At 39.7% G+C, this 20,401-nt stretch carries 19 protein-coding genes and 1 riboswitch; of the genes, 5 read left to right on the top strand and 14 right to left on the bottom strand.

Annotated elements, in window-relative coordinates; genetic code table 11:
• Positions 1–34 precede the first annotated feature (34 nt).
• Positions 35–1,207, bottom strand: a complete 1,173-nt coding sequence (locus ACFX4W_RS23170; protein WP_043979667.1) for a pyridoxal phosphate-dependent aminotransferase — start codon at positions 1,205–1,207, stop codon at positions 35–37.
• 112 nt (positions 1,208–1,319) lie between these two features.
• Between ACFX4W_RS23170 and ACFX4W_RS23165 the strand changes: the two genes are divergently transcribed.
• The 4 genes from ACFX4W_RS23165 (at position 1,320) to ACFX4W_RS23150 (ending at position 5,045) form a co-directional block, all read left to right on the top strand.
• Positions 1,320–2,102 (top strand): carbon-nitrogen family hydrolase, encoded by a 783-nt coding sequence (locus ACFX4W_RS23165; RefSeq protein WP_377560150.1) that lies wholly within the window; start codon positions 1,320–1,322, stop codon positions 2,100–2,102.
• A gap of 91 nt (positions 2,103–2,193) precedes the next feature.
• A riboswitch (SAM riboswitch) is annotated at positions 2,194–2,344 on the top strand.
• A gap of 135 nt (positions 2,345–2,479) precedes the next feature.
• Complete coding sequence (gene mtnK, locus ACFX4W_RS23160; RefSeq protein ID WP_043979674.1) at positions 2,480–3,652, top strand: S-methyl-5-thioribose kinase; 1,173 nt, start codon at positions 2,480–2,482, stop codon at positions 3,650–3,652.
• A 35-nt stretch (positions 3,653–3,687) separates the two neighbouring features.
• Positions 3,688–4,746 (top strand): S-methyl-5-thioribose-1-phosphate isomerase, encoded by a 1,059-nt coding sequence (mtnA, locus tag ACFX4W_RS23155; protein WP_043979675.1) that lies wholly within the window; start codon positions 3,688–3,690, stop codon positions 4,744–4,746.
• Between the two features lie 134 nt (positions 4,747–4,880).
• A complete protein-coding gene (locus ACFX4W_RS23150; RefSeq protein WP_013082215.1) occupies positions 4,881–5,045 on the top strand; it encodes a hypothetical protein in 165 nt (54 codons plus the stop codon).
• On the opposite strand, the gene ACFX4W_RS23145 is transcribed toward ACFX4W_RS23150, so the two are convergent.
• The 8 genes from ACFX4W_RS23145 to ACFX4W_RS23110 form a co-directional block, all read right to left on the bottom strand.
• On the bottom strand, positions 5,046–5,549 hold the full coding sequence (locus tag ACFX4W_RS23145; RefSeq protein WP_043979677.1) for a methylated-DNA--[protein]-cysteine S-methyltransferase: 504 nt from the start codon (positions 5,547–5,549) through the stop codon (positions 5,046–5,048). It lies immediately after the preceding gene.
• An 18-nt stretch (positions 5,550–5,567) separates the two neighbouring features.
• Positions 5,568–7,724 carry a PAS domain S-box protein gene (locus ACFX4W_RS23140; RefSeq protein ID WP_241771357.1) on the bottom strand — a complete coding sequence of 719 codons (2,157 nt, stop codon included), beginning with the start codon at positions 7,722–7,724 and terminating at the stop codon, positions 5,568–5,570.
• 495 nt (positions 7,725–8,219) lie between these two features.
• Positions 8,220–8,933, bottom strand: a complete 714-nt coding sequence (locus ACFX4W_RS23135; protein ID WP_043979682.1) for a LutC/YkgG family protein — start codon at positions 8,931–8,933, stop codon at positions 8,220–8,222.
• Positions 8,911–10,350: a LutB/LldF family L-lactate oxidation iron-sulfur protein gene (locus ACFX4W_RS23130; RefSeq protein WP_323618577.1), complete on the bottom strand. Its 1,440-nt coding sequence runs from the start codon at positions 10,348–10,350 to the stop codon at positions 8,911–8,913. Before ACFX4W_RS23130 ends, ACFX4W_RS23135 begins: the two co-directional genes overlap by 23 nt.
• Positions 10,351–10,367: 17 nt before the next feature.
• On the bottom strand, positions 10,368–11,087 hold the full coding sequence (locus ACFX4W_RS23125) for a (Fe-S)-binding protein (RefSeq protein ID WP_029325071.1): 720 nt from the start codon (positions 11,085–11,087) through the stop codon (positions 10,368–10,370).
• Positions 11,088–11,369: 282 nt separating this feature from the next.
• Positions 11,370–12,200, bottom strand: coding sequence for an ammonia-dependent NAD(+) synthetase (nadE, locus tag ACFX4W_RS23120; RefSeq protein ID WP_013082209.1), 831 nt, complete (start codon positions 12,198–12,200; stop codon positions 11,370–11,372).
• Between the two features lie 35 nt (positions 12,201–12,235).
• Entirely contained in the window at positions 12,236–13,756 is a 1,521-nt protein-coding gene (locus tag ACFX4W_RS23115; RefSeq protein ID WP_043979686.1) for a nicotinate phosphoribosyltransferase, read from the bottom strand.
• 138 nt (positions 13,757–13,894) lie between these two features.
• On the bottom strand, positions 13,895–14,614 hold the full coding sequence (locus ACFX4W_RS23110; RefSeq protein WP_014461089.1) for a FadR/GntR family transcriptional regulator: 720 nt from the start codon (positions 14,612–14,614) through the stop codon (positions 13,895–13,897).
• A 193-nt stretch (positions 14,615–14,807) separates the two neighbouring features.
• Here ACFX4W_RS23110 and ACFX4W_RS23105 point away from each other — a divergent pair, with 193 nt between their 5' ends.
• The gene (locus ACFX4W_RS23105) at positions 14,808–16,577 is read left to right on the top strand and encodes a B12-binding domain-containing radical SAM protein (protein ID WP_043979690.1); all 1,770 of its coding nucleotides are present in this window, start codon (positions 14,808–14,810) and stop codon (positions 16,575–16,577) included.
• Between the two features lie 27 nt (positions 16,578–16,604).
• On the opposite strand, the gene ACFX4W_RS23100 is transcribed toward ACFX4W_RS23105, so the two are convergent.
• The 5 genes from ACFX4W_RS23100 to ACFX4W_RS23080 form a co-directional block, all read right to left on the bottom strand.
• Positions 16,605–16,778, bottom strand: a complete 174-nt coding sequence (locus ACFX4W_RS23100; protein WP_164797379.1) for a hypothetical protein — start codon at positions 16,776–16,778, stop codon at positions 16,605–16,607.
• Between the two features lie 2 nt (positions 16,779–16,780).
• Positions 16,781–16,939, bottom strand: a complete 159-nt coding sequence (locus ACFX4W_RS23095; protein WP_025749458.1) for a hypothetical protein — start codon at positions 16,937–16,939, stop codon at positions 16,781–16,783.
• Between the two features lie 429 nt (positions 16,940–17,368).
• Complete coding sequence (locus tag ACFX4W_RS23090; protein WP_043979693.1) at positions 17,369–18,724, bottom strand: TrkH family potassium uptake protein; 1,356 nt, start codon at positions 18,722–18,724, stop codon at positions 17,369–17,371.
• A 200-nt stretch (positions 18,725–18,924) separates the two neighbouring features.
• Entirely contained in the window at positions 18,925–19,149 is a 225-nt protein-coding gene (locus ACFX4W_RS23085) for a hypothetical protein (protein ID WP_377560147.1), read from the bottom strand.
• 122 nt (positions 19,150–19,271) lie between these two features.
• On the bottom strand, positions 19,272–20,360 hold the full coding sequence (locus ACFX4W_RS23080) for a class III poly(R)-hydroxyalkanoic acid synthase subunit PhaC (protein WP_013055939.1): 1,089 nt from the start codon (positions 20,358–20,360) through the stop codon (positions 19,272–19,274).
• Between the last annotated feature and the right edge of the window lie 41 nt (positions 20,361–20,401).

The following is a 20,401-nucleotide window of genomic DNA, read 5'->3' as shown; positions in this document are numbered from 1 at the left end:
TTAAGCCAACTCAAAAAGGATTGTCAATGCGTTTTTAAAATAAATTTAATTTTTTTATTCGAGATACAGCTTCTCTCATTCGTTCTTCATCCGTCAGCAGTCCTACGCGCACATAGCCTTCACCATATGTTCCAAAGCCTACACCAGGAGCAACTACAACGTGGGCTTTTTCAAGGAGTAAATCTGAAAACTGTTCGGAAGTATATCCTTCAGGAACTTTTAGCCATGCAAAAAAGGAGCCTGCTGGAGATGTAACATCCCAACCAATTTCTCGAAGCCCTTGAATAAAGGTATTGCGTCTAGATTCATAGCGCTTAACTAAATCATTCACACATTGTTGAGATTCCAACAGAGCTGCGGCTGCTGCCTCTTGAACCGCCCCAAAGAGACTGACATACATATGATCTTGAAGAAGATTAATAGCTTCTACTACACTTTCATTTCCTACAGCAAATCCAACTCGCCATCCCGCCATGTTATACGTTTTAGAAAGAGTATAAATTTCAATTCCCGTCTCTTTTGCACCAGGAGTCTGTAAAAAACTGATTGGCTTTTTACCATCAAACCCAATTGCTCCGTAAGCAAAGTCGTGTACCACACAAATATCGTGCTTGGCAGCAAACGCCACGGTGTCTTCAAAAAATTCTGCCGTTGCCACTGCACCAGTAGGATTATTCGGATAGTTTAAAAACATGAGCTTTGCCTGTTCTTTAGCACGTTCACTTATCTCTTCGTATACGGGTAGAAAATGATTTTCAGCCGTGAGAGGCATCACTTCCATCTTGGCTTTTGCAAGCTCTACTCCAGACCAGTAATCAGGATACCCAGGATCCGGAACCAGCACCGTATCTCCAGGATTTAACAAGCACTGCGGGATTTCAACAAGTCCACCCTTTCCGCCAAATAAAATAGCTACTTCTTTTTCAGGATCTACATCAACGCCATATTCTCGTTTATAAAAAGTCGCAACGGCCTCTTTTAAAAACTGGTGCCCCCGAAATGGAGAATACTTATGATGCATAGGATTAGCACTTGCTTTTTGCAGTGTTCCTACAATATGTGAAGGAGTAGGCTGATCAGGATTTCCCTGTCCTAAGTTAATAACGTCGTGCCCTTGGGCCATTACTTTTCCTACCTTGCCCACAAGTGATGCAAAAAATTGTTTTGGTAAACTTTTTAATAGTTCCGATTGCTCAAATTGTTTCATCATCGCACACCTTCTCAAAAAATTCTTGAAATTCTAGTCACAAATAATATATTGTAATACTCAACTTGTAAAGTCATTTTTTTCAACTACTAAAAAAAGGACGGATGATAAAGTGAGTGTAAAAATTACGTGTTTGCAGCTTGATATTGCGTTTGGAAACCCAACTAAAAACCGAAAATATATCGAACAAAAAATGACGGAAGCCCTGAAAGAAAACCCTGATATCCTTGTGCTTCCTGAGCTATGGGATACAGCTTATGATTTGACGCGGCTAGACGAAATTGCAGATGATGAAGGACAGCAAGCCAAGCAATTAATCTCTCAGTTTGCTAAAACGAACGAAGTAAATATTGTGGCAGGTTCGATCGCGAAAAAAACAGAGCAAGGCATCACGAATACGATGTATATTTTTGACCGAAAAGGTCGTGAAGTATCACAATACAGTAAACTGCACTTATTTAAATTAATGGATGAACACCTGTATTTAGAAGCAGGAACAGCAAAAAATCTTTTTACACTTGAACAGTCACTGTGCGCAGGAGTTATTTGTTACGATATTCGTTTTCCAGAATGGATTCGGGTTCACACTAGCAGCGGAGCAGAAGTCTTGTTTGTTGTCGCTCAGTGGCCGGCTCCAAGACTTGCCCACTGGAAAGCCCTGCTCATTAGCCGTGCAATCGAAAATCAATGCTATGTAATCGCATGTAATCGTGTAGGCCAAGATCCTAATAACACATTTGCCGGACATTCCTTAGTCATCGATCCGTGGGGAGAAATAATCGCTGAAGCTGGCGATAGCGAAGAACTTTTGAGTGCTGAGGTTAACCTGGAACTTGTAAAAGAAATTCGTAAACAAATTCCCGTCTTTACAGATCGCCGTACAGAATTTTATTAATTATGTATTGACAGCCGTTTTTTTGCATGATACGATTTTCACCAGATATCATAAAATATTCAAACAAATCAAAATTGAATAAGTAATCGTACTCTTATCAAGAGTTGGCTGAGGGATTTGGCCCTGTGAAGCCCAGCAACCGACCGTCATTCCATCCTAAGATGGATCACACCCGTAAAACATGTTTTACAAAGGCACGGTGCTAATTCCAACAGAAAGTAATTTTTTCTGGCAGATAAGAGGTTTGAACACTACAATCAAGCCTCTTTCCAACGAAAGAGGCTTTTATATTTTCTAAAATTATAAAAGCCTCCATATATTCTTAAACCTATTAACTTAGTAAACAAATCAGTTTAATAAACTATGGAGGGATTCCGATGTCAACAACAAAAACAGAGAAATATCACCCTTTAACAGAAATTTCAGCAATCAAACTTGTGAAAAAGCTAGGTCTTTTTGATGCCACAGAAGCACTGACTGCCCGTGAAATTGGTGACGGCAACTTAAATCTCGTCTTTCACATCATAAATGATCAAACAAATAAATCCATTATCGTCAAACAAGCGCTTCCCTATGCAAAAGTTGTAGGCGAAAGCTGGCCTCTATCCTTGAACCGTGCCACAATTGAAAGCAATGCGCTCAAGCAATTCGGTGCATTTACGCCAGAACTTGTGCCCGCTGTTTATTACCACGATGAAACGCTTGCTGTTACGGTCATGGAAGACCTGTCTCATTTAACGATTTCTCGCGCCGGACTTATTCAAGGTGAAAGTTATCCTCTGCTCTCACAGCATATCGGTTCTTTTTTAGGACATATTGCGTTCAAAACGTCTGATTTCGCCTTAAAACCTCAGGATAAAAAAGAAGAAGTTGTTAAGTACAGCAACCCCGACTTATGCAATATTACGGAAGATTTAGTTTTTACAGATCCTTTTTTTGATATTGATACAAATGAATTTGAAAAAGCGCTGCGTCCTGATGTAGAAGAATTGTGGAATGATGGTGATGTAAAGCTACAAGCAGCAAAATTAAAATATAAATTTTTAACAAATGCGCAAACGCTAATCCACGGTGATTTACATACAGGCAGCATCTTTTCTAGCAGTCAAGAAACGAAAGTGATTGATCCAGAATTTGCTTTTTACGGTCCGTTTGGATTCGATTTAGGGCAATTTGTTGCGAATTTATTTTTAAATGCTCTTTCTCGAGAAACAAATCGCGAACCGTTATTTGCACACATTACGAACACATGGAACGTATTCAAAGATACCTTTACTGCGCTTTGGCATTCTGAAAACACTGAACCTTTCGCTAAAGATGAGCGCTTATTACATGAAATTTTAACGCAAACGTGGCAAGATGCTGTTGGATATGCAGGATGTGAAATCATTCGACGTACGATTGGCTTAGCTCACGTGGCGGACTTAGACGAAATTTCTTCAGAGGAAAGAAAAATTAACGCTAAACGTACTGCGTTAAAAATTGGACGCTATTTGCTTCTGCACCAACAAGATGTTTCACCAAATGAATTTGAACATTTACTTCGATAACGAATAATGTACACAATGAAAGGATCGGTATCAGCATGACAAATACACTATCACTTCCGCGCTCAGTGGAATGGAATGAATCATATATTACTTTATTAGATCAGCAGCAGCTTCCTGGCAAAGTTGAATATATTAAGCTGCAAACCATTAAAGACGTATGGGATGCTATCACTACCTTGAAAGTACGCGGAGCTCCTGCAATTGGCATTACGGCGGCTTTTGGTCTTGCTCTTTCTGCGCTTAGCTATGACACAGATTCAGTCAAGGAATTTAACAAAAAACTAGCTCTTGATCAACAGTATTTAGCTAGTTCACGCCCTACTGCCGTCAATTTATTTTGGGCATTGGAGCGCGTAGCGAAAAGCGCTGAATCCGCTTCGTCCGTTAATGAAGCTAAAACAAAAGTTGTTCATGAAGCTATTCAAATTCAAGTAGAAGATGAAGAAACGTGCTACCGAATTGGAGATCATGCTCTTTCTTTATTTAAAAAGAAAGATAAAATCATGACAATATGTAATGCTGGTTCAATTGCTACAGCTTATTACGGAACAGCCTTAGCACCTTTTCACTTGTCTAAGCAGCGCGATATTCCGCTTGAAGTATTTGCCTGTGAAACAAGACCCGTTCTTCAAGGTTCTCGCTTAACAGCCTGGGAACTTCAGCAGTCGGGAGTGGACGTGACGCTGATTACGGATAATATGGCCGCTCATACCATTAAAACAAAAGGAATTAATGGGATTATTGTAGGTGCTGACCGCATTGCAGCAAATGGCGATACGGCTAACAAAATTGGAACATATGGACTTGCTCTTTTAGCGAAAGCATTCGGTATTCCATTTTACGTAGCAGCGCCGCAGTCCACATTTGATTTATCTATTCAAGACGGCAGCAGCATCCCTATTGAAGAACGTTCACCTAAAGAAGTAACGCACATTGGAGATACACAAATTGCTCCAGACGGAATCTCTGTGTACAATCCAGCTTTTGATGTGACGCCAAGCGAACTGATTACGGCCATTATTACAGAGCATGGAATTATCCATTCCCCGTCTTTGGAATCCATTCAAAAAGTTTTATTGCAATCTGCTCAATAAAAAAAGCCGCTGCTATGCGGCTTTTTTTTGTTGAGCACTGGTTTTCACCTGCATTTGTAACACAATTGTAACAGTACTCTCTTCTTTTTCTACATATATTATAGGGGATTCTTTTTGAATAAGGGGGAGTAAATATGAGTTCAGAGCAAAAAACGGATAAAAACAAAGCGCTGAATCGTAAGCAGCACTATCAGCTATTCGATTTATCCAAAGATGAAGAACTAAATTCCCTTCCTTCTCCTCAGCAAATTGACGGTGTTTTTGTGCAGGGAGAAGGCTGGAAATTGGACGGTGAATAGTTATTTTAACTCCAGAGCGCCTTTTGCTACATTTCTTTCAAGCATTAATAGTTTCTCTTTTATATGAGTTTGGGAACCTGCATAACCTGTTAAAGCTCCATTTTTTCCAATCACACGGTGACAAGGTAAAATAATAGGCAGTGGATTTCGACGATTCGCTTGTCCCACAGCCCTTACGGCTTTAGAGCGATTAACAGACTCCGCTACATCACTATAAGACCACGTTTGTCCATAAGGTATACCTTTAAGCGTTAACCATACTTCTTTTTGGAAGTCTGTTCCTTTTATATCCAAAGGCAAATCAAATGTTAACGTGCGCCCTCCAGCATAATCCTGCAGCTGTCGCTTTGCTTCTTTCACATGATGATAATTTTCGTCATGGACAAGTTTTTTAAGCTGCTCGTTATGATCATCGCTATCAAACCAAATATGTTGAACCCCTTTTTCCGAGGCTACAATATAAATTTTCAAATCAGAAAATAAATTCATTTCTCCGTAGTACATATTTTTTATCCTTTCTAATTAAGCTGGAAGAATAACATGAAAAGCTGTGCCTTCTCCTATTTTGCTTTCCACTTCAATTCGCCCTTTATGTTCTTCGATAATTTTATATGAGACCATCAAACCGAGTCCCGTTCCTTTTTCTTTTGTCGTATAAAATGGTTCTCCTAAGCGCTTGATGCGCTCTTCGGGCATTCCGTCTCCTTGATCTCGAATGGAGACCGTCACGTAGTGCGGCTCTGTAGAGTAAACTTCAACAATAATTCTTCCTCCGTTTGACGTGACTTCAATTGCATTTTTAATGACATTTATTAGTACTTGCTTAATTTGGTTCGGCTCGCAGTATACCATTGGCAGGTGAGGAGACACACTTAGTTCAAACTGAATATTTTCTAAAAGCGCTTGAGCATTTAATAAATCAATCGTTTCTTTAACAACCCCAGCTAGATTTTTCTTTTCAAACTTTACGGCCTGTGGCTTAGCGAGTACGAGAAACTCTGTAATAATGGTTTCAATTCTTTTTAATTCGGATTTAATAATATCAAAATAAAGAGAGTGATCTTCTTGAATGCTGCTTTCTAACAGCTGCACAAACCCTTTTAAAGCTGTCATCGGGTTGCGGATTTCATGCGCAATCCCAGCTGCTAACTGGCCGACTACTTGAAGCGTATCCGATTTTCGAATCTGCTCTTGCATTTGATTTCGTTCCGTTACGTCTCTTAAAAGCGTCATATATAGACCTGGCAAGATATCTTTTTTCGTGGAAAATTCGATATTTTTAACTTTTTCGTTCCCCGTAACGTACGTAATCTCTCCTTCTGCTTCCCCTTTTTGCTCAATCGTTTCTTTATGCTCAATGACCGCATCTAAATTCGCTGAAGAAATAAAATCCTCCATGGAGTGCGCACAAATCTCCTCTTTGCTGAGTTCTAGAATATCACAAAGAGAAGAATTTACATCAACAATATTTCGCTTGCCGTCCCATAAAACTAACCCATCGATCGAACCATTAAAAATCTGTCTGAATTTCTCTTCGTTATTCCGAAGCTCCTGTTCGATTTTTGTACGTTCACTGATGTTTCGAAAAATCGTTAAATGGTCTCCTTCTATAATGCCTTTTTTCCCTGTGAATTCCAACTGTTTGATTTCTCCATTTGGCATGTAAAAAGGAAGCTGATTACGAATTTCTCCTTTTGTTTGAAACGTTTGGAGCACCTTTAACGCACTAAAGCTTTTTGTATCGATAAACGTATACAAATTGCTTCCAATTAATTTGTTTAACGGCAGCTCAAATGTACGCGAAGAAGCAAGATTAGCGTTCAAGATTTCACCATCATCTCTCCAAATCAAGATCGCTTCAATCGCATTTTCAAAAATAGCCCTGAAATTTTTTTCGCTTCTCAACAGCTGCTGCTCCATCAGCCGTTTTTCCGTCACGTCTCTCATAATGGACATATAGTATTGACTGTATATATTAGCCGTTGTGGTAAATTCAAAAAAAGTAACGTCTCCATTTTCGAGCCTGATCGGTAGCTCACCGCTTGTCTTTCCTTCTTGATGCAGAGTTCTCCATAATTTTTTCACCTTATAATGATAAGTAGGTTCTACAAGCTCTTCTAATGTTTTGGTTAGAAGCTGTGCTCTTGTGTAATTTAATCGTTCGCAAAATGAAGGGTTCGCGTCGATAAGCTGACCCGTTCGATCAAAAATGACAATTCCGTCTACCGCTTCATTAAATACATCCATAAACATATGATGACTAATAAACCGTTCATTTTCCATAATTTTGTGCTGCGTAATATCCCGAAATGTACACACAATAATGCCCGACATGTGACTATGTTTGTGTGAAGTAAATTCAACATGTTTCATCATGCCGCTTCGAAGCGTCATCGCGCCTTCATATTTAAAATAGCTTTCTTCTAAGAGTGCTGGATAATACGCTTCAATCATGTCATACGGAAAATACATCAGAAAATCTTTCATTTGATACGTTAATAGCTCATCCTTTGTTTTTTCAAACAGCCCGCAGGCTGATTCATTTGCATTTATAACTTGAAAATACTCATCAAATACGACAATGGCATCTAATACGTCATTAAAAATAGCTCGTAGCTGCTGTAATTCACCTTGCTGCTTTTGCTCAGCTTCAGATGTTAATTCTCTGTGTGGTGACATGCTCATTGCTCCTTTCTTTTGCACTTCCCATTTCCCCACCTTTTATCTATAGACTTAGTATTCTACAAGATTTGCTTTTTACCTTTTTAAAATTAGCCACGTTTATTCAAAATGCGACATTTCTTCACATTATCCCGCTATTTAGAAATGGAGCATGAATAAAAGAGGCTGAGACATAACAAAATGAATCCAATCTAAAGACGAACAAATGAGATGCATGAGCTAGCTGAACCGCTTGTGACACCGCAGTTGATTTCCGTGCAAGACTTCGCTTTCCGCGGGCGGACGGTGAGCCTCCTCGTCGCTTCTGCTCCTGCGGGGTCTCATCTGTTCCGCTTTTCCCGCCGGAGTCTTCGCCTTGCCCTCCAATCAACTGCTAGAAGGAATGAAACAGCTAAAACCTATGCTCAACATAACAAAGAAAACGAACCGTGAATCAAACATGTTGATTCACGGTTCGTTTTTCACTTCGGCTAAAATACGTTTGTCCCAGTCTCATCGATCATTCACTACAATATAAGTGGCTTGAATAGGTCCATGCACGCCAACGACTAAATTCATTTCAATATCGGCTGAATTGCTCGGTCCCGTAATAAAGTTAATGCAAGAAGCAATCGTTTCTCCTCGCTCTACTTTTTCATGAATCATTTCAGCGGCTTGTGTCATGCGAGGAACAATTGAGCTTTGAGGAATGATTGCAATATAAGTGGCGGGCAGCAAACTGACCGATCGTCCTTTTTCAGCGCTGCTGAACAAAACAACTGTGCCGGATTCCGCTAGCGTCAAATCACTGAAGGTAATGCCAACATTTGCTTGTTCAGCTAGTTTAATATTCTCATCGCCTTTTGCAGAATTCCATACATGAAGGCTACTGCTTGTTTCCCATTTCTCCATCAGCAGATTCAATCCATATTCGGAAAACCTAGGATCATCCCACGTGCTCACAAGACCATTTCCATAGTTCGCTACGACTTCCTCAAGGACAGCTGGCAAGTGTTGTGATGATGTTTCTACATAGCGAGTATGAATACGTTCGCAATGGTTTTCAAGCTCTTTCTTTAATTGATCCGGCGAATAGCTGCGGTAAACCTCATGCTGAGGAGCGTGCTTCCATTGTGGCCTTACTACGCCGTTTGTTCGCCTGCTTCTCTTAAGATTAGCAGCAATATTGTCTAAAAAACTGTCTCTATTTTGAATGCTTCCGTTCATCATTATCACTCCTTTTATCAAACCAATCTCGTAAGCGCTCTTTTGTAGGCGCTGGAAACTCTCTGCTTTCCGTCCACGCTTTTAATGGACCAGGCCCTTTGGAAATACTGCTTCCTGACATAAAAGGAGTAAGAGCTGCCGGTGCTACTTTAGCGCCCACTCTATATAGAGAAGAAGAAGCTGCTCCCAAGCCAAATGCTTTCATCGCCAGCTTTTCCGAAATAGGTGCTTTTCCTTCTTTTTCGACAATTCGCTGACGGTGCTTGTGCAATAGCTCATGCAGCGGAATTTTGACCGGACAGGCATCTGTACAGGCTGCGCATAGCGTTGAGGCATATGGAAGCTCTTTGTAATCTTCATAGCCTCCAAGCAAAGGAGATAATACAGCTCCAATCGGACCTGAATAAATAGATCCATATGAATGTCCTCCAATATGGCGATACACGGGACATACATTCACACATGCCGCACAGCGAATACACTGTAAAACAGATTGAAACTCAGTTCCTAAAATCGCAGATCGTCCGTTATCTACAATCACTAGGTGAAATTCTTCCGGTCCGTCTACTTCCCCTGGAAGTCTAGGTCCCGTAAGTGCCGTTACGTAACTTGTAAGCCGCTGACCTACTGCACTTCTAGTTAAAAGGCTTACCAACACTTCAAATTCTTCAAATGTTGGCACAATTCGTTCCATTCCCATCACCGTAATCTGCGTTTTAGGGAGGGCGGTCGTTAGCCTTGCATTTCCTTCATTGGTAACAAGTGAAATAGATCCAGATTCTGCAATCGCAAAATTACATCCCGTGATGCCAATATCCGCTGATAAAAATTCTTTTCTCAGCATTTCCCGGGCATGAAGGGCTAGTTCTTCAGGTTTTTCTGTTTTTTTATAAGAAAGCTTTTCCTGAAATACATCTCTAATTTGTTCTTTATTTTTATGAAGTGCAGGAGCTACGATATGAGAAGGCGGATCGTGATCATCTACTTGCAGAATATATTCCCCTAAGTCCGTTTCAATAACTTCACAGCCTAGTTCTTCTAAAGCAGCGTTCATATGAATTTCTTCTGTAACCATTGACTTGGATTTAACCACTTTCTTTGCCTGTTTTTTCCTCGCTACATTTTTTATGTACTCATTCGCTTCTTCAGCTGTTTGAGCGAAAAAAACGTGGCCTCCGCGTTTAGCTACATTATCAGTGAGCTGTTCTAAATAGTAATCTAAATTTTCAAGCGTATGCTGACGAATTTCTTCCCCAAGCGCTCGCCATTCTTCCCAGTTTCCTAACTCTTCTGCCGCATCTAATCTACGGCTTCTTAAGCGCTCTTGAGCACCTGAAACCGCAAAGCGCATAAACGCATTATTGACTCCATCATCAACACGTTTTTTAAACTGATCGTTTCCTATTTTCATAGACATTTGGTATTCTCCTTTCTTTACATTCTGCTATTTAACACTTCAGCGATATGCATCACTTTTACGGGCTGTCCTTTTCGTTCAATTCTTCCTCCAATATTCATAAGACAGCCGCAGTCGGCTCCAATTAAGTACTCTGCGTTTGTCTTAGCTATACAGCCCACTTTTTCATCGACCATTTGTTCGGAGATTTGCCCCATTTTAACCGAAAACGTCCCGCCGAATCCGCAGCAGTTATGACTGTTTTCAAGGTTTTCCATTTCAAGACCCTTTACATTGTTTAATAGTGTAAAAGGTTCTTTTTTTACGTTTAGCAAACGCGTCATATGACAGGAAGAATGATAAGTGGCTTTACCATTTAAACTGGCTCCCACGTCTTCAACTTTTAAAACGTTTACAATAAAATCCGTTAGCTCATACGTTTTATCAGCAAGCTTCACGGCAGGTTCATGCCATGCAGCATCACCTTCAAAAAGATGAGGATACTCTTTGAACATTGTCACGCACGATCCAGACGGAGATACAACGTATTCTGCATGCTCAAACGCTTTTATCATGTTTTTCATCGCTTCTTTTGATTCTTTTACGTAACCGCTGTTATACGCAGGCTGCCCGCAGCAAACTTGGCTCTTTGGAAAATCCACTTCGCATCCTAATCGTTCTAACAATTCTACCGTCGCTTTTCCTACATTTGTTTGAAACATATCAATCAAACATGTCGCAAATAAAGATACTTTCATCATTTGCTCCCTCCAAGCTGATCATTTTACTTCTTTTAGTTAACAGGTCATCAGATGACTTAATGCTATTATACTCCTATGTTTTTCTAATTTCACTAGTTTTTCAAAAATACCTTTCTTTGTTTGCTATCTTTTTTCATAAAAAATAGGAAATTGAGATACGTGAAACCTACGTTTGCCATAACATTAAAAAAATCTGACCGGTGAAGATTCTCTATCAAGAATCTTCACCGGTCAGATCTTCCTTTAACTAAACTACTTTTGTCTTAGCTTCTTACTTATTTATTTCCAAAAATCATCAAATACTGTGATTGGCAATTGGCGTTTATGCTGCGTCTTTAAGAAGTGACCTTCAATGACGTTACTTGCATGTTCACCTACATCTTTGCCTTCTAAATAATCGTCGATTTGCTCATACGTTACGCCGAGCGCTTCTTCATCCGGAAGCTGTGGACGATCTTCTTCCAAATCAGCCGTTGGTTTTTTCATATATAGATGCTCAGGACAGCCTAATTCTTTTAGCATTTGTTTTCCTTGTCGCTTGTTCAGACGGAAGATAGGTACTAAGTCAGCTCCTCCATCACCGAATTTTGTATAAAACCCTGTAACAGCTTCAGCAGAGTGATCCGTTCCGAGTACGACTCCGCTGTACATGCCCGCTACCGTATATTGCGCAATCATTCGTTCACGTGCTTTTACATTTCCTTTGTTGAAGTCGGAAACTTTATCATCTGCCGCTTCTTCAACAGCAGAAAGCATCGCATCTACTGCTGGTTTTACGTTAATAGAAATAGATTTTGTTGGTTGAATAAAAGCAAGTGCATCTTGACAGTCTGCTTCATCTGCTTGCACACCGTATGGAAGACGAACAGCAATAAACTGATAGCGCTCTTCTCCGGCCTCTTCGTTCAACTCATTAACTGCTAGCTGCGCCAGCTTTCCAGTTAACGTAGAATCTTGGCCGCCGGAAATACCTAGTACAAACGAACGTAAAAAAGGATATTTGTTCATGTAGGATTTCAGAAAATCAACGCTGCGGCGAATTTCTTCTACGGGATTAATTTCTTTTTGGACGTGCATTTCTTCAATAATTTGCTTTTGTAGCTCTTTCATAAAAAAACTCTCCTCTCATTACTAGCTGACGGAATCTACACAAGTACGGTATCAGATAGTAACTTGCTTCTAGTCTCTTCAATATTTTGCATTTTGTTATCCCAGCAGTTTGTACTCAAGTCTACCGGATACTCTGTAGGACGAAATACATCTTCGTTCGATTTTGTAATGACTTTGTAGTCATCCCATAGATGCTTTAAGTTTTGTAAGCAGTAGGCTCTCATTTCTTCAATGGTAGGCTGCTCGTACACAAGCTTTCCCTGCGCAAAGATTGGCTGGTGAATTTTACGTGCGTTAAAGTTCGTGACAAACTTGCTGACGTGCGTATGAATCGGATGAAACATTTTTAAATGCTGCTCTTCATTCGGCACTTCGTCTTGCATCGTAATATAATCACCTTCCCATTTGTGGTTCACTTGATTTACAATTCGGTATACCTCTTTTAAACCAGGAGTGGAAATTTTCTCTGGATTTTCTGACAGCTTAATCGTATCCACCATGTTTCCATGATCATCTTCAATCGAAACCAGTTTGTACACCGCTCCTAGCGCAGGCTGATCAAAAGATGTCATGAGTTTTGTTCCAACTCCCCATCCATCAATTTTGGCACCTTGCGCTTTCAAATCTAGAATGCTGTACTCATCGAGATCATTCGAAGCAAAAATTTTCACATCATGATAGCCAGCTTCATCAAGCATTTTTCTTGCTTCTTGAGAAAGATATGGAAGTCTTCCGCTATCTAATCGAATACCGATAAAATTAATGCGATCTCCCATTTCTTTTGCTACTTTAATAGCATTGGGAATACCTGATTTTAACGTATTATATGTATCTACTAAAAAGATACAGTTACGGTGTGATTCCGCATACTTTTTAAACGCGCTGTACTCATCACGATAGACTTGAACAAGCGCATGAGCGTGAGTACCGGACACAGGAATTCCAAATACTTTCCCCGCTCTGACATTACTGGTTGCATCAAAGCCTCCAATATAAGCAGCTCTCGCTCCGTAAAATGCAGCATCCATCTCGTGTGCTCTTCTTGAGCCAAATTCCATAAGCTGATTCGTACCCGTATGCTCATATAAATTATCTTCTCCCGCGGCTAGGCGAATACGCGATGCTTTTGTCGCAATCAGCGGGTGGAAATTTAAAATATTTAAAAGCGGCGTTTCAATAAGCTGCGCTTCCGCTAAAGGAGCGTCAATTTGCAGCATAGGTTCGTTAGCAAAAATCATTTCGCCTTCTACAACCGAACGAACATTACCGCTAAAGCGAACTTGCTTTAAATAGTCGATAAACTCCGCTTCATAATGCAATTCTTCATATAAATAATCTAAGTCCGTTTCGCTAAACCTAAAATTAGCAATAAAATCAATTACTCTTTCTAGCCCGGCAAACACAGCATAACCGCTTTCAAACGGCATCCGACGAAAGTAAGCTTCGAATACAGAACGGCGTTTATGAATATGGTCTTTAAAATACGTATGTGCCATATTCAGTTCATATAAATCTGTATGCAAAGCTAAACTATCATCTCTATATTGCTTTTTCATACTTTGTAACCCTCCATTTGACAATCCTAGTTTCTATTATGTAAATCTTTTCACAATAGAGCAAGCATAAATTATCGGAAGGTGCTTGAATTTTAGTTTTTCTGTTATTTGGTGCACACTTTTCTACCTGAAATGGCATTATTTTTCTTCTGGTATGTATTTCATTAACACGTGTTCAACATTATCAAGATGACTCATCATAAAATGCTGAGCATCTTCTGCATGCTGAGAAAGAATAGCTTCATAAATTTGCTGATGCTCTTTATAAATCCGTTCAGCCGTTTTTTCTTCTGCATAAAGCCAGATGCGTCTTGTCTCTTTCATCGTTTCAATCATCATTTCTGATACGTTATTCATAAGCTTCACTAAAAGAGGGTTTTGCGATGCTTTGGCAATGGCTAAATGAAAAGCAAAATCTGCTTTCTCCCCCAGCTCTTCATTGCCAAACGCTCCTTTCATTTGTTCCAGGCTATCGGACAGCTGGTTAAGATCCGCATCCGTTCGCTTTTGAGCTGCCGCTCGAACAGCCCCAATTTCTAATACTTTTCTCACTTCAAGCAAATGTTCAATATCATTTTTATTCATTAATACAGCGCTAGTTACAGGCAAAGACAGCATATCAGAGTTAAATTCGCGTACAAATGTGCCTTCTCCTTGCTTCATCTCCAGCAGCCCCATCGCCCGCAAAGCGCTAAGAGCTTCACGAATAGCTGAGCGCCCTACCTGAAAGTTTTCTGCGAGCTGCTGCACTGAATCCAAACGGTCACCAGGCTTTAAGCTGCCTTCTTTTATATTCTCAAGAAGCGTTTCGGCTACTTCTTCATATATTTTTTTTGGCTTAATTCGCTTATATTCCACGTTTTCCACCTCATTTTTTTCGTTCACCAAGGTTTACATTAACCGAGACTCTTTCTTCTTTTACGTTTCTGTTACATTTTACCGAAATCCTTTCCCCTCCACAACAAAAGTGGCAAGGTATTTATACTTTATTTCTCAAATGTGCTAAAATAGTAAATTGATTTCATATTACGAGTTAAAAGGAGCTTTTTGAATGAACATTGTTGTCAGTACATTGAATGCGAAGTATATCCATACTTCTTTAGCCCTTCGATGTTTAAAAGCCTATGCAGAGCCTGACTATAAAGTGGATATGGCCGAATATACGATTAAAGATCCTGCTATGAACATTGTCACGGATTTATATAAACGCAACCCAGATATTATTGGTTTCAGCTGTTACATTTGGAATATTGAAGAAACGATTAAAGTCGCCCAAATGCTAAAAAAGATCAATCCCGAGCTCATCATTATATTCGGTGGACCAGAAGTAACCTATGATGTAACTCACTGGCTAGAGCGTATTCCTGAAGCTGACTTTATCGCTATTGGTGAAGGAGAAGAAACATTCAAGCAGCTGTTGGACGAACTTCATGGAGAGCGCCAGTTTGAAAACGTAAGCGGCGTGGCTTTCCGAAAAGAAGGAAAACCAGTTGTAAACCCGCAGCGCAATAAAATTGATCTGCGCGAAATGCCTTCTCCTTTCCGTTTTGAAGAAGACCGCCAAGAACTTTCAAAACGCGTTGTATATATTGAAACAAGCCGCGGCTGTCCGTTTAGCTGTCAGTTCTGTCTCTCTTCTATTGAAGTAGGCGTTCGTTATTTCGATAGAGAAAAGGTAAAAGAAGATATTCGCTATTTGATGGATAACGGAGCGCGCACGATTAAGTTCGTAGACCGCACGTTCAACATCAGCCGCAGCTACGCCATGGAAATGTTCCAATTTTTAATTGATGAACATCGTGAAGGCACCGTATTTCAATTTGAAATTACTGCCGATATTATGCGCCCAGAAGTTATTCAGTTCTTAAACGATCATGCGCCAAAAGGATTATTCCGCTTTGAAATTGGCGTTCAATCTACAAATGATGCTGTTAATGAACTAGTCAAACGCAAACAAAACTTTAAAAAGTTAACGCGTACCGTAACAATGGTGAAAGAAGGCGGAAAGATCGATCAGCATTTAGATTTAATCGCGGGACTGCCAGACGAAGATTATAACTCATTTAAGAATACGTTTAATGATGTATTTGCACTTCGCCCTGAAGAGCTTCAGCTAGGCTTTTTAAAAATGCTTCGCGGCACTGGCTTACGCTTAAGTGGGCCTCGCTATAATTATCAATACATGGATCAGTCGCCTTATGAGATTTTAAGCAATAACGTCTTGCCATTTTCAGATGTCGTACGTATTAAACATGTAGAAGATATTTTAGAAAAGTTTTGGAATGACCATCGAATGGATGAGACAATAGAGTTTTTAGTTGAGCACTGCTATGATACACCTTTTGATTTCTTCCAAAACTTCGGGACGTATTGGGATGAAATGGGCTGGGTTCGAATCGGCCATCAGCTTGAAGATTTATTCAGACGCCTTAGACAGTACATTGAAACAGAGAATTTTTCAAATGAAGAAATGATTGAAGGGTTTATGAAAATTGATTATTTACAAAACCAAAAGCATAAGCCTCGTAAACCTTGGTGGGACGATAAAGTAGAAAAACAAGTCCGCTCTCATTACTATCAGCAAATGCTTGCTAATCCTTCTATTATGGGACAGGCTTTTGAAGCTGAACAGCTTGCTGAAAAAGAATTATACAAGCACACTGTTTTAGAGATTCTGCCATTTGACTATATGTATTATAAACAAACGGGAAAAATAAATGAACAACCATCTGTTCTTCTTGCTTATTATGATCAAAAAGCAAACGATACAAAACTTTATTCGGCACCTGTAGAGGCATTTGGCCTTCCAGTTGTAAGCTAAAACCTCGGATACCCGAGGTTTTTTTCTTTAACATTCTTTTTTCTTTTCATGCTCTTTATCAGACTTTGTCTTTCCTAGGGATTCATATATTTTAGCTGCGTTGGGATCGCCCATTTCCGCTCCAAACTCTTCTTGCAGTAATTGTTTTTGCTTCGCTTCAGTGCTTGCGATATGCTTATTTTGTTGTTTATGTTTGCTCATTGTTACTTACCTTGCTTTCCTTTTTTGGAATTACGATTCGCGCCTTTAGCCGGCTCCTCGCCGCCAGCATATTCAGCAGCAAATTCTGCATCTGAAAGGCTCTCTTTTGGTGTATTATTGTTAGTCAGTGCTGATTTGTACCCTACTTTACGCTTTGCCATCATCTATCCCTCCTATGCTTGGAAGTCCATTGAACTTCCTTTTCTTAGAATGCACTTTCTGATGCGTAATATAAGCAGAAAAAGCTGTAAAAAAGCGGTTGAAACATAACGAAATTACTTTAATCTAAAGACAAACAAATGGGATAAATGAGTTCATCTGAACCGCTTGTGACACCACTGTTGATTTCCGTGCAAGGCTTCGCTTTCCGCGGGCGGTCGGTGAGCCTCCTCGTCGCTTATGCTCCTGCGGGGTCTCACCTGTTCCGCTTTTCCCGCAGGAGTCTTCGCCATGCCCTCCAATCAACAGCTGGAAGCAGGTAAAAATATGAGACCTATGTTTACCATCATAAAAAAATCCGAACGAGCTTGATTAAGAATTAAGCTCGTTTGGATCCTTCTTCAACTAACATATTTTTACCTCAGCCTCTTTTATCCAATAATAATACGTTCTTTCGGATAGTGATAATCCGGTCCAGACGTTGGACGGCGAAGCATTAAAATAAATGAAAACATGCCGATTCGGCCGATGAACATTAAAATCATAATAACGCATTTACCGATATCAGAAAGCCCTCCTGTAATTCCCATTGATAAACCTGTTGTCCCGAAAGCTGAACACACTTCAAAAATAAGCTCAATGAGAGAAAAATGTTCTGTAATACTTAAAATAAGAAGAGAACTCGAGCAAATGATTACGGCTAACATCGATACAGCTACTGATTTAATAATGTCGTCTTCATGAATTTCGCGGCGAAAGATTTTAATCGTCTTATTTCCTCTGACGTAATAAAACAGGAAAAGAATATTTAATGCAAACGTCGTCGTACGAATTCCTCCCCCTACTGAGCTCGGTGAAGCACCGATAAACATCATCGCACTCATCATAATTAACGTAGGAAGTGAAAACTCATTAATATTCATGGTCGCCACTCCTCCGCTCCTTGTGGCAGCGGATTGGAAAAACGCATAAAAAAACGATTCATCCCAAGACTTATCTGCTAGAAATCCTGAATGCTCTAGCACAAGAATCAAGATTGTTCCCCCTGCTAACAGCAGAAAAAACATAATGGTCGTTAGCTTCGTAAATAGCGAAAATTGAAATTTACGCTTATCTTTAAATGTTAAAAAATAGTGCTTAATTTCAATTAATACAGGGAATCCAATCGCTCCAAGCGTAATTAAAATAACGGTTACCACTTGGACAAAATAATCATGGGCATACGGAATAAATGAAGATCCTGTAATATCGAAGCCAGCATTTGTTGTAGCGCTGACAGAAGCAAAGAAACCATGCAAAAACGCATCTGTCCAGCTCGAATAATAACGGAGAAAATGTAATCCTAAAACAATGGCGCCAACTAGTTCAATGGCAAAAATAATAAATAAAATATTTCTCATCAAGTCAACTAATCCTGATAAGCGGGATTGGTTATGGTCTGTCATAATGAGCTGACGTTCCTTTAAACCGATTTTTTTACCCAAAATCATCCAAATAAATGTACTGAGTGTCATTACACCAATACCACCGATTTGAAAAATAAAAGCGAGCAAAAAATAGCCCGTCGTACTAAATGTATCCGGAGTAGAGACAGGTGTCAGCCCTGTTACACTTACCGCACTAACGGCAATAAATAAGCGATCAATAAATGCTAACTTCACTCCCGGCTTTAAAGCTTCTGGAATACTAAGTAATAGAAATCCAAGCGTAACAGCCACTATGTAAAATGTAACAATAATTTGAGCTGAAGACATCTGCCTTACTCGTCGTTTCCATGGTTGCGGCATAATCTGACATTCCTTTTTGTTATAATACTAATAGTTTTCTTCTTTCTTCTCAAAGCATACTCATTGTTACACGGATTGCAATATCCATGTAAAAAATCCCATGTTCAAGAAGGTGACTACATTAGTATAAAAGAAGTCACCTCACTTGTCATTAGATATCATATATTCCAGCAGCCCGCATAAAGAACCGTCAATCAATATTATCTGTTTACAAAAAAAAGAGGTTGAGACATAATTAAATGAATCCAATCTAAAGACGAACAAATGGGATCCATGAGCTGAACCGCTTGTGACACCGCTGTTGATTTCCGTGCAAGACTTCGCTTTCCGCGGGCGGCCCGTGAGCCTCCTCGTCGCTGACACTCCTGCGAGGTCTCACCTGTTCTGCTTTTCCCGCAGGAGTCTTCGCCTTGCCCTCCAATCAACAACTAGAAGCAACTATATATTTGAAACCTACGTTTACCATAACAAAAAAAACGAACCACTAATATCAGTGGTTCGTTTTTCACTTCGGCTAAAATACTTTTGTCCCAGCCGCGTCTTTATTTTATTTAGAGCGTTTTTCTAGCCAATCGCCGATTGAAGGATATGTTTCCTTCACTGCTTTTGGCCCAAATACAACAGATACGTGACCTGTTTGCAACAATTTGTACTCTTTATCTTCACTTGAAACAGCGTCCATTAAAGCTGCCACTTGATGCGGCATCGCAATATGATCACGGCTAGCAGCAATGTTTAAAATATTAGCTTTAATATTTTTCAAATCTACTTTGCGTCCGCGAACTTCAAGTTCACCATTGATTAATTTATTTTGTTGATAGAAGTCACGAATCCACTGACGATAAGCTTCACCAGCAAATGGGATTCCGTCAGCAACCCACTTTTGCATTAGCTTCCAGCTTTCAACAAACCGCTGATTTTCCGAACGGTCCACCAACGTTACATATGGGCCATAGAAATTCGTGATTGGCTTTAACATCTTGTTTCCAAAGTCAATCATCTCTGGAGGAATGTTTCCGAATGTATCTACTGCTTTATCTAAATTAAAGTAGCGATCGTCTAGGAATGCTCCGTATAAACCTGTATCCGAAAAATCAAATGGACTTGTCATAAAAATTAAGTTTTTAATCGGCAAGTCTTCATTTAATGCAGCAAAAATAGATGTCATAGTTCCGCCCATGCAGTAACCAAGAACAGACAAATCAGGAGATTTAGAAGTGCGCAGCACCTTTTTCGCTGCTTTTGGAATATAATCTACAATATAATCATCTAGCTTCATATTGCTGTCTTCAAGCCCAGGAGTTCCCCAGTCAAGCAAATACACGTCAAAACCGCGGTTCAATAAGTATTCAACAAGGCTGTTTCCAGGTGTTAAATCCAAAATATACGGTTTATTGATCAATGCATATACGAGTAAGATTGGTGTTTTATGCAGGTTATCTTTTACTGGCGTATAGCGGTATAATTTCGCTTTGTTCTTTTTCCAAATAACCTCTTTTGGTGTTAATCCAACTTCCGGTTCCGCTTCTGTTGTCATAATTTCATATGCACGCTTAAAACGTCTTGCAGAACTTTTATATTCACTTGGCATTGATTTGATTAATTTTTCCCACTCTTGCACGTAAGGAATTGCCACGAATATACACACCCTTTCATTCCATTAGTAGTTAGTTAACA

Source organism: Priestia sp. YIM B13489 (assembly GCF_042787645.1).
Classification (GTDB): Bacteria; Bacillota; Bacilli; order Bacillales; family Bacillaceae_H; genus Priestia; species Priestia megaterium.
This window is presented reverse-complemented; position numbering and strand designations above follow the sequence as displayed.

Excerpts from the sequence above, each read along its gene's own strand:
- ACFX4W_RS23090 (WP_043979693.1), bottom strand. The coding sequence starts at position 18,724 with ATGCCGCAACCATGGAAACGACGAGTAAGGCAGATGTCTTCAGCTCAA.
- ACFX4W_RS23150 (WP_013082215.1), top strand. The coding sequence starts at position 4,881 with ATGAGTTCAGAGCAAAAAACGGATAAAAACAAAGCGCTGAATCGTAAG.
- ACFX4W_RS23135 (WP_043979682.1), bottom strand. The coding sequence starts at position 8,933 with ATGAACGGAAGCATTCAAAATAGAGACAGTTTTTTAGACAATATTGCT.
- ACFX4W_RS23095 (WP_025749458.1), bottom strand. The coding sequence starts at position 16,939 with ATGGCAAAGCGTAAAGTAGGGTACAAATCAGCACTGACTAACAATAAT.
- ACFX4W_RS23170 (WP_043979667.1), bottom strand. The coding sequence starts at position 1,207 with ATGAAACAATTTGAGCAATCGGAACTATTAAAAAGTTTACCAAAACAA.
- ACFX4W_RS23115 (WP_043979686.1), bottom strand. The coding sequence starts at position 13,756 with ATGAAAAAGCAATATAGAGATGATAGTTTAGCTTTGCATACAGATTTA.
- ACFX4W_RS23145 (WP_043979677.1), bottom strand. The coding sequence starts at position 5,549 with ATGTACTACGGAGAAATGAATTTATTTTCTGATTTGAAAATTTATATT.
- ACFX4W_RS23100 (WP_164797379.1), bottom strand. The coding sequence starts at position 16,778 with ATGAGCAAACATAAACAACAAAATAAGCATATCGCAAGCACTGAAGCG.
- mtnK (WP_043979674.1), top strand. The coding sequence starts at position 2,480 with ATGTCAACAACAAAAACAGAGAAATATCACCCTTTAACAGAAATTTCA.
- ACFX4W_RS23140 (WP_241771357.1), bottom strand. The coding sequence starts at position 7,724 with ATGTCACCACACAGAGAATTAACATCTGAAGCTGAGCAAAAGCAGCAA.
- ACFX4W_RS23130 (WP_323618577.1), bottom strand. The coding sequence starts at position 10,350 with ATGTCTATGAAAATAGGAAACGATCAGTTTAAAAAACGTGTTGATGAT.
- mtnA (WP_043979675.1), top strand. The coding sequence starts at position 3,688 with ATGACAAATACACTATCACTTCCGCGCTCAGTGGAATGGAATGAATCA.
- ACFX4W_RS23125 (WP_029325071.1), bottom strand. The coding sequence starts at position 11,087 with ATGAAAGTATCTTTATTTGCGACATGTTTGATTGATATGTTTCAAACA.
- ACFX4W_RS23105 (WP_043979690.1), top strand. The coding sequence starts at position 14,808 with ATGAACATTGTTGTCAGTACATTGAATGCGAAGTATATCCATACTTCT.
- nadE (WP_013082209.1), bottom strand. The coding sequence starts at position 12,200 with ATGAAAGAGCTACAAAAGCAAATTATTGAAGAAATGCACGTCCAAAAA.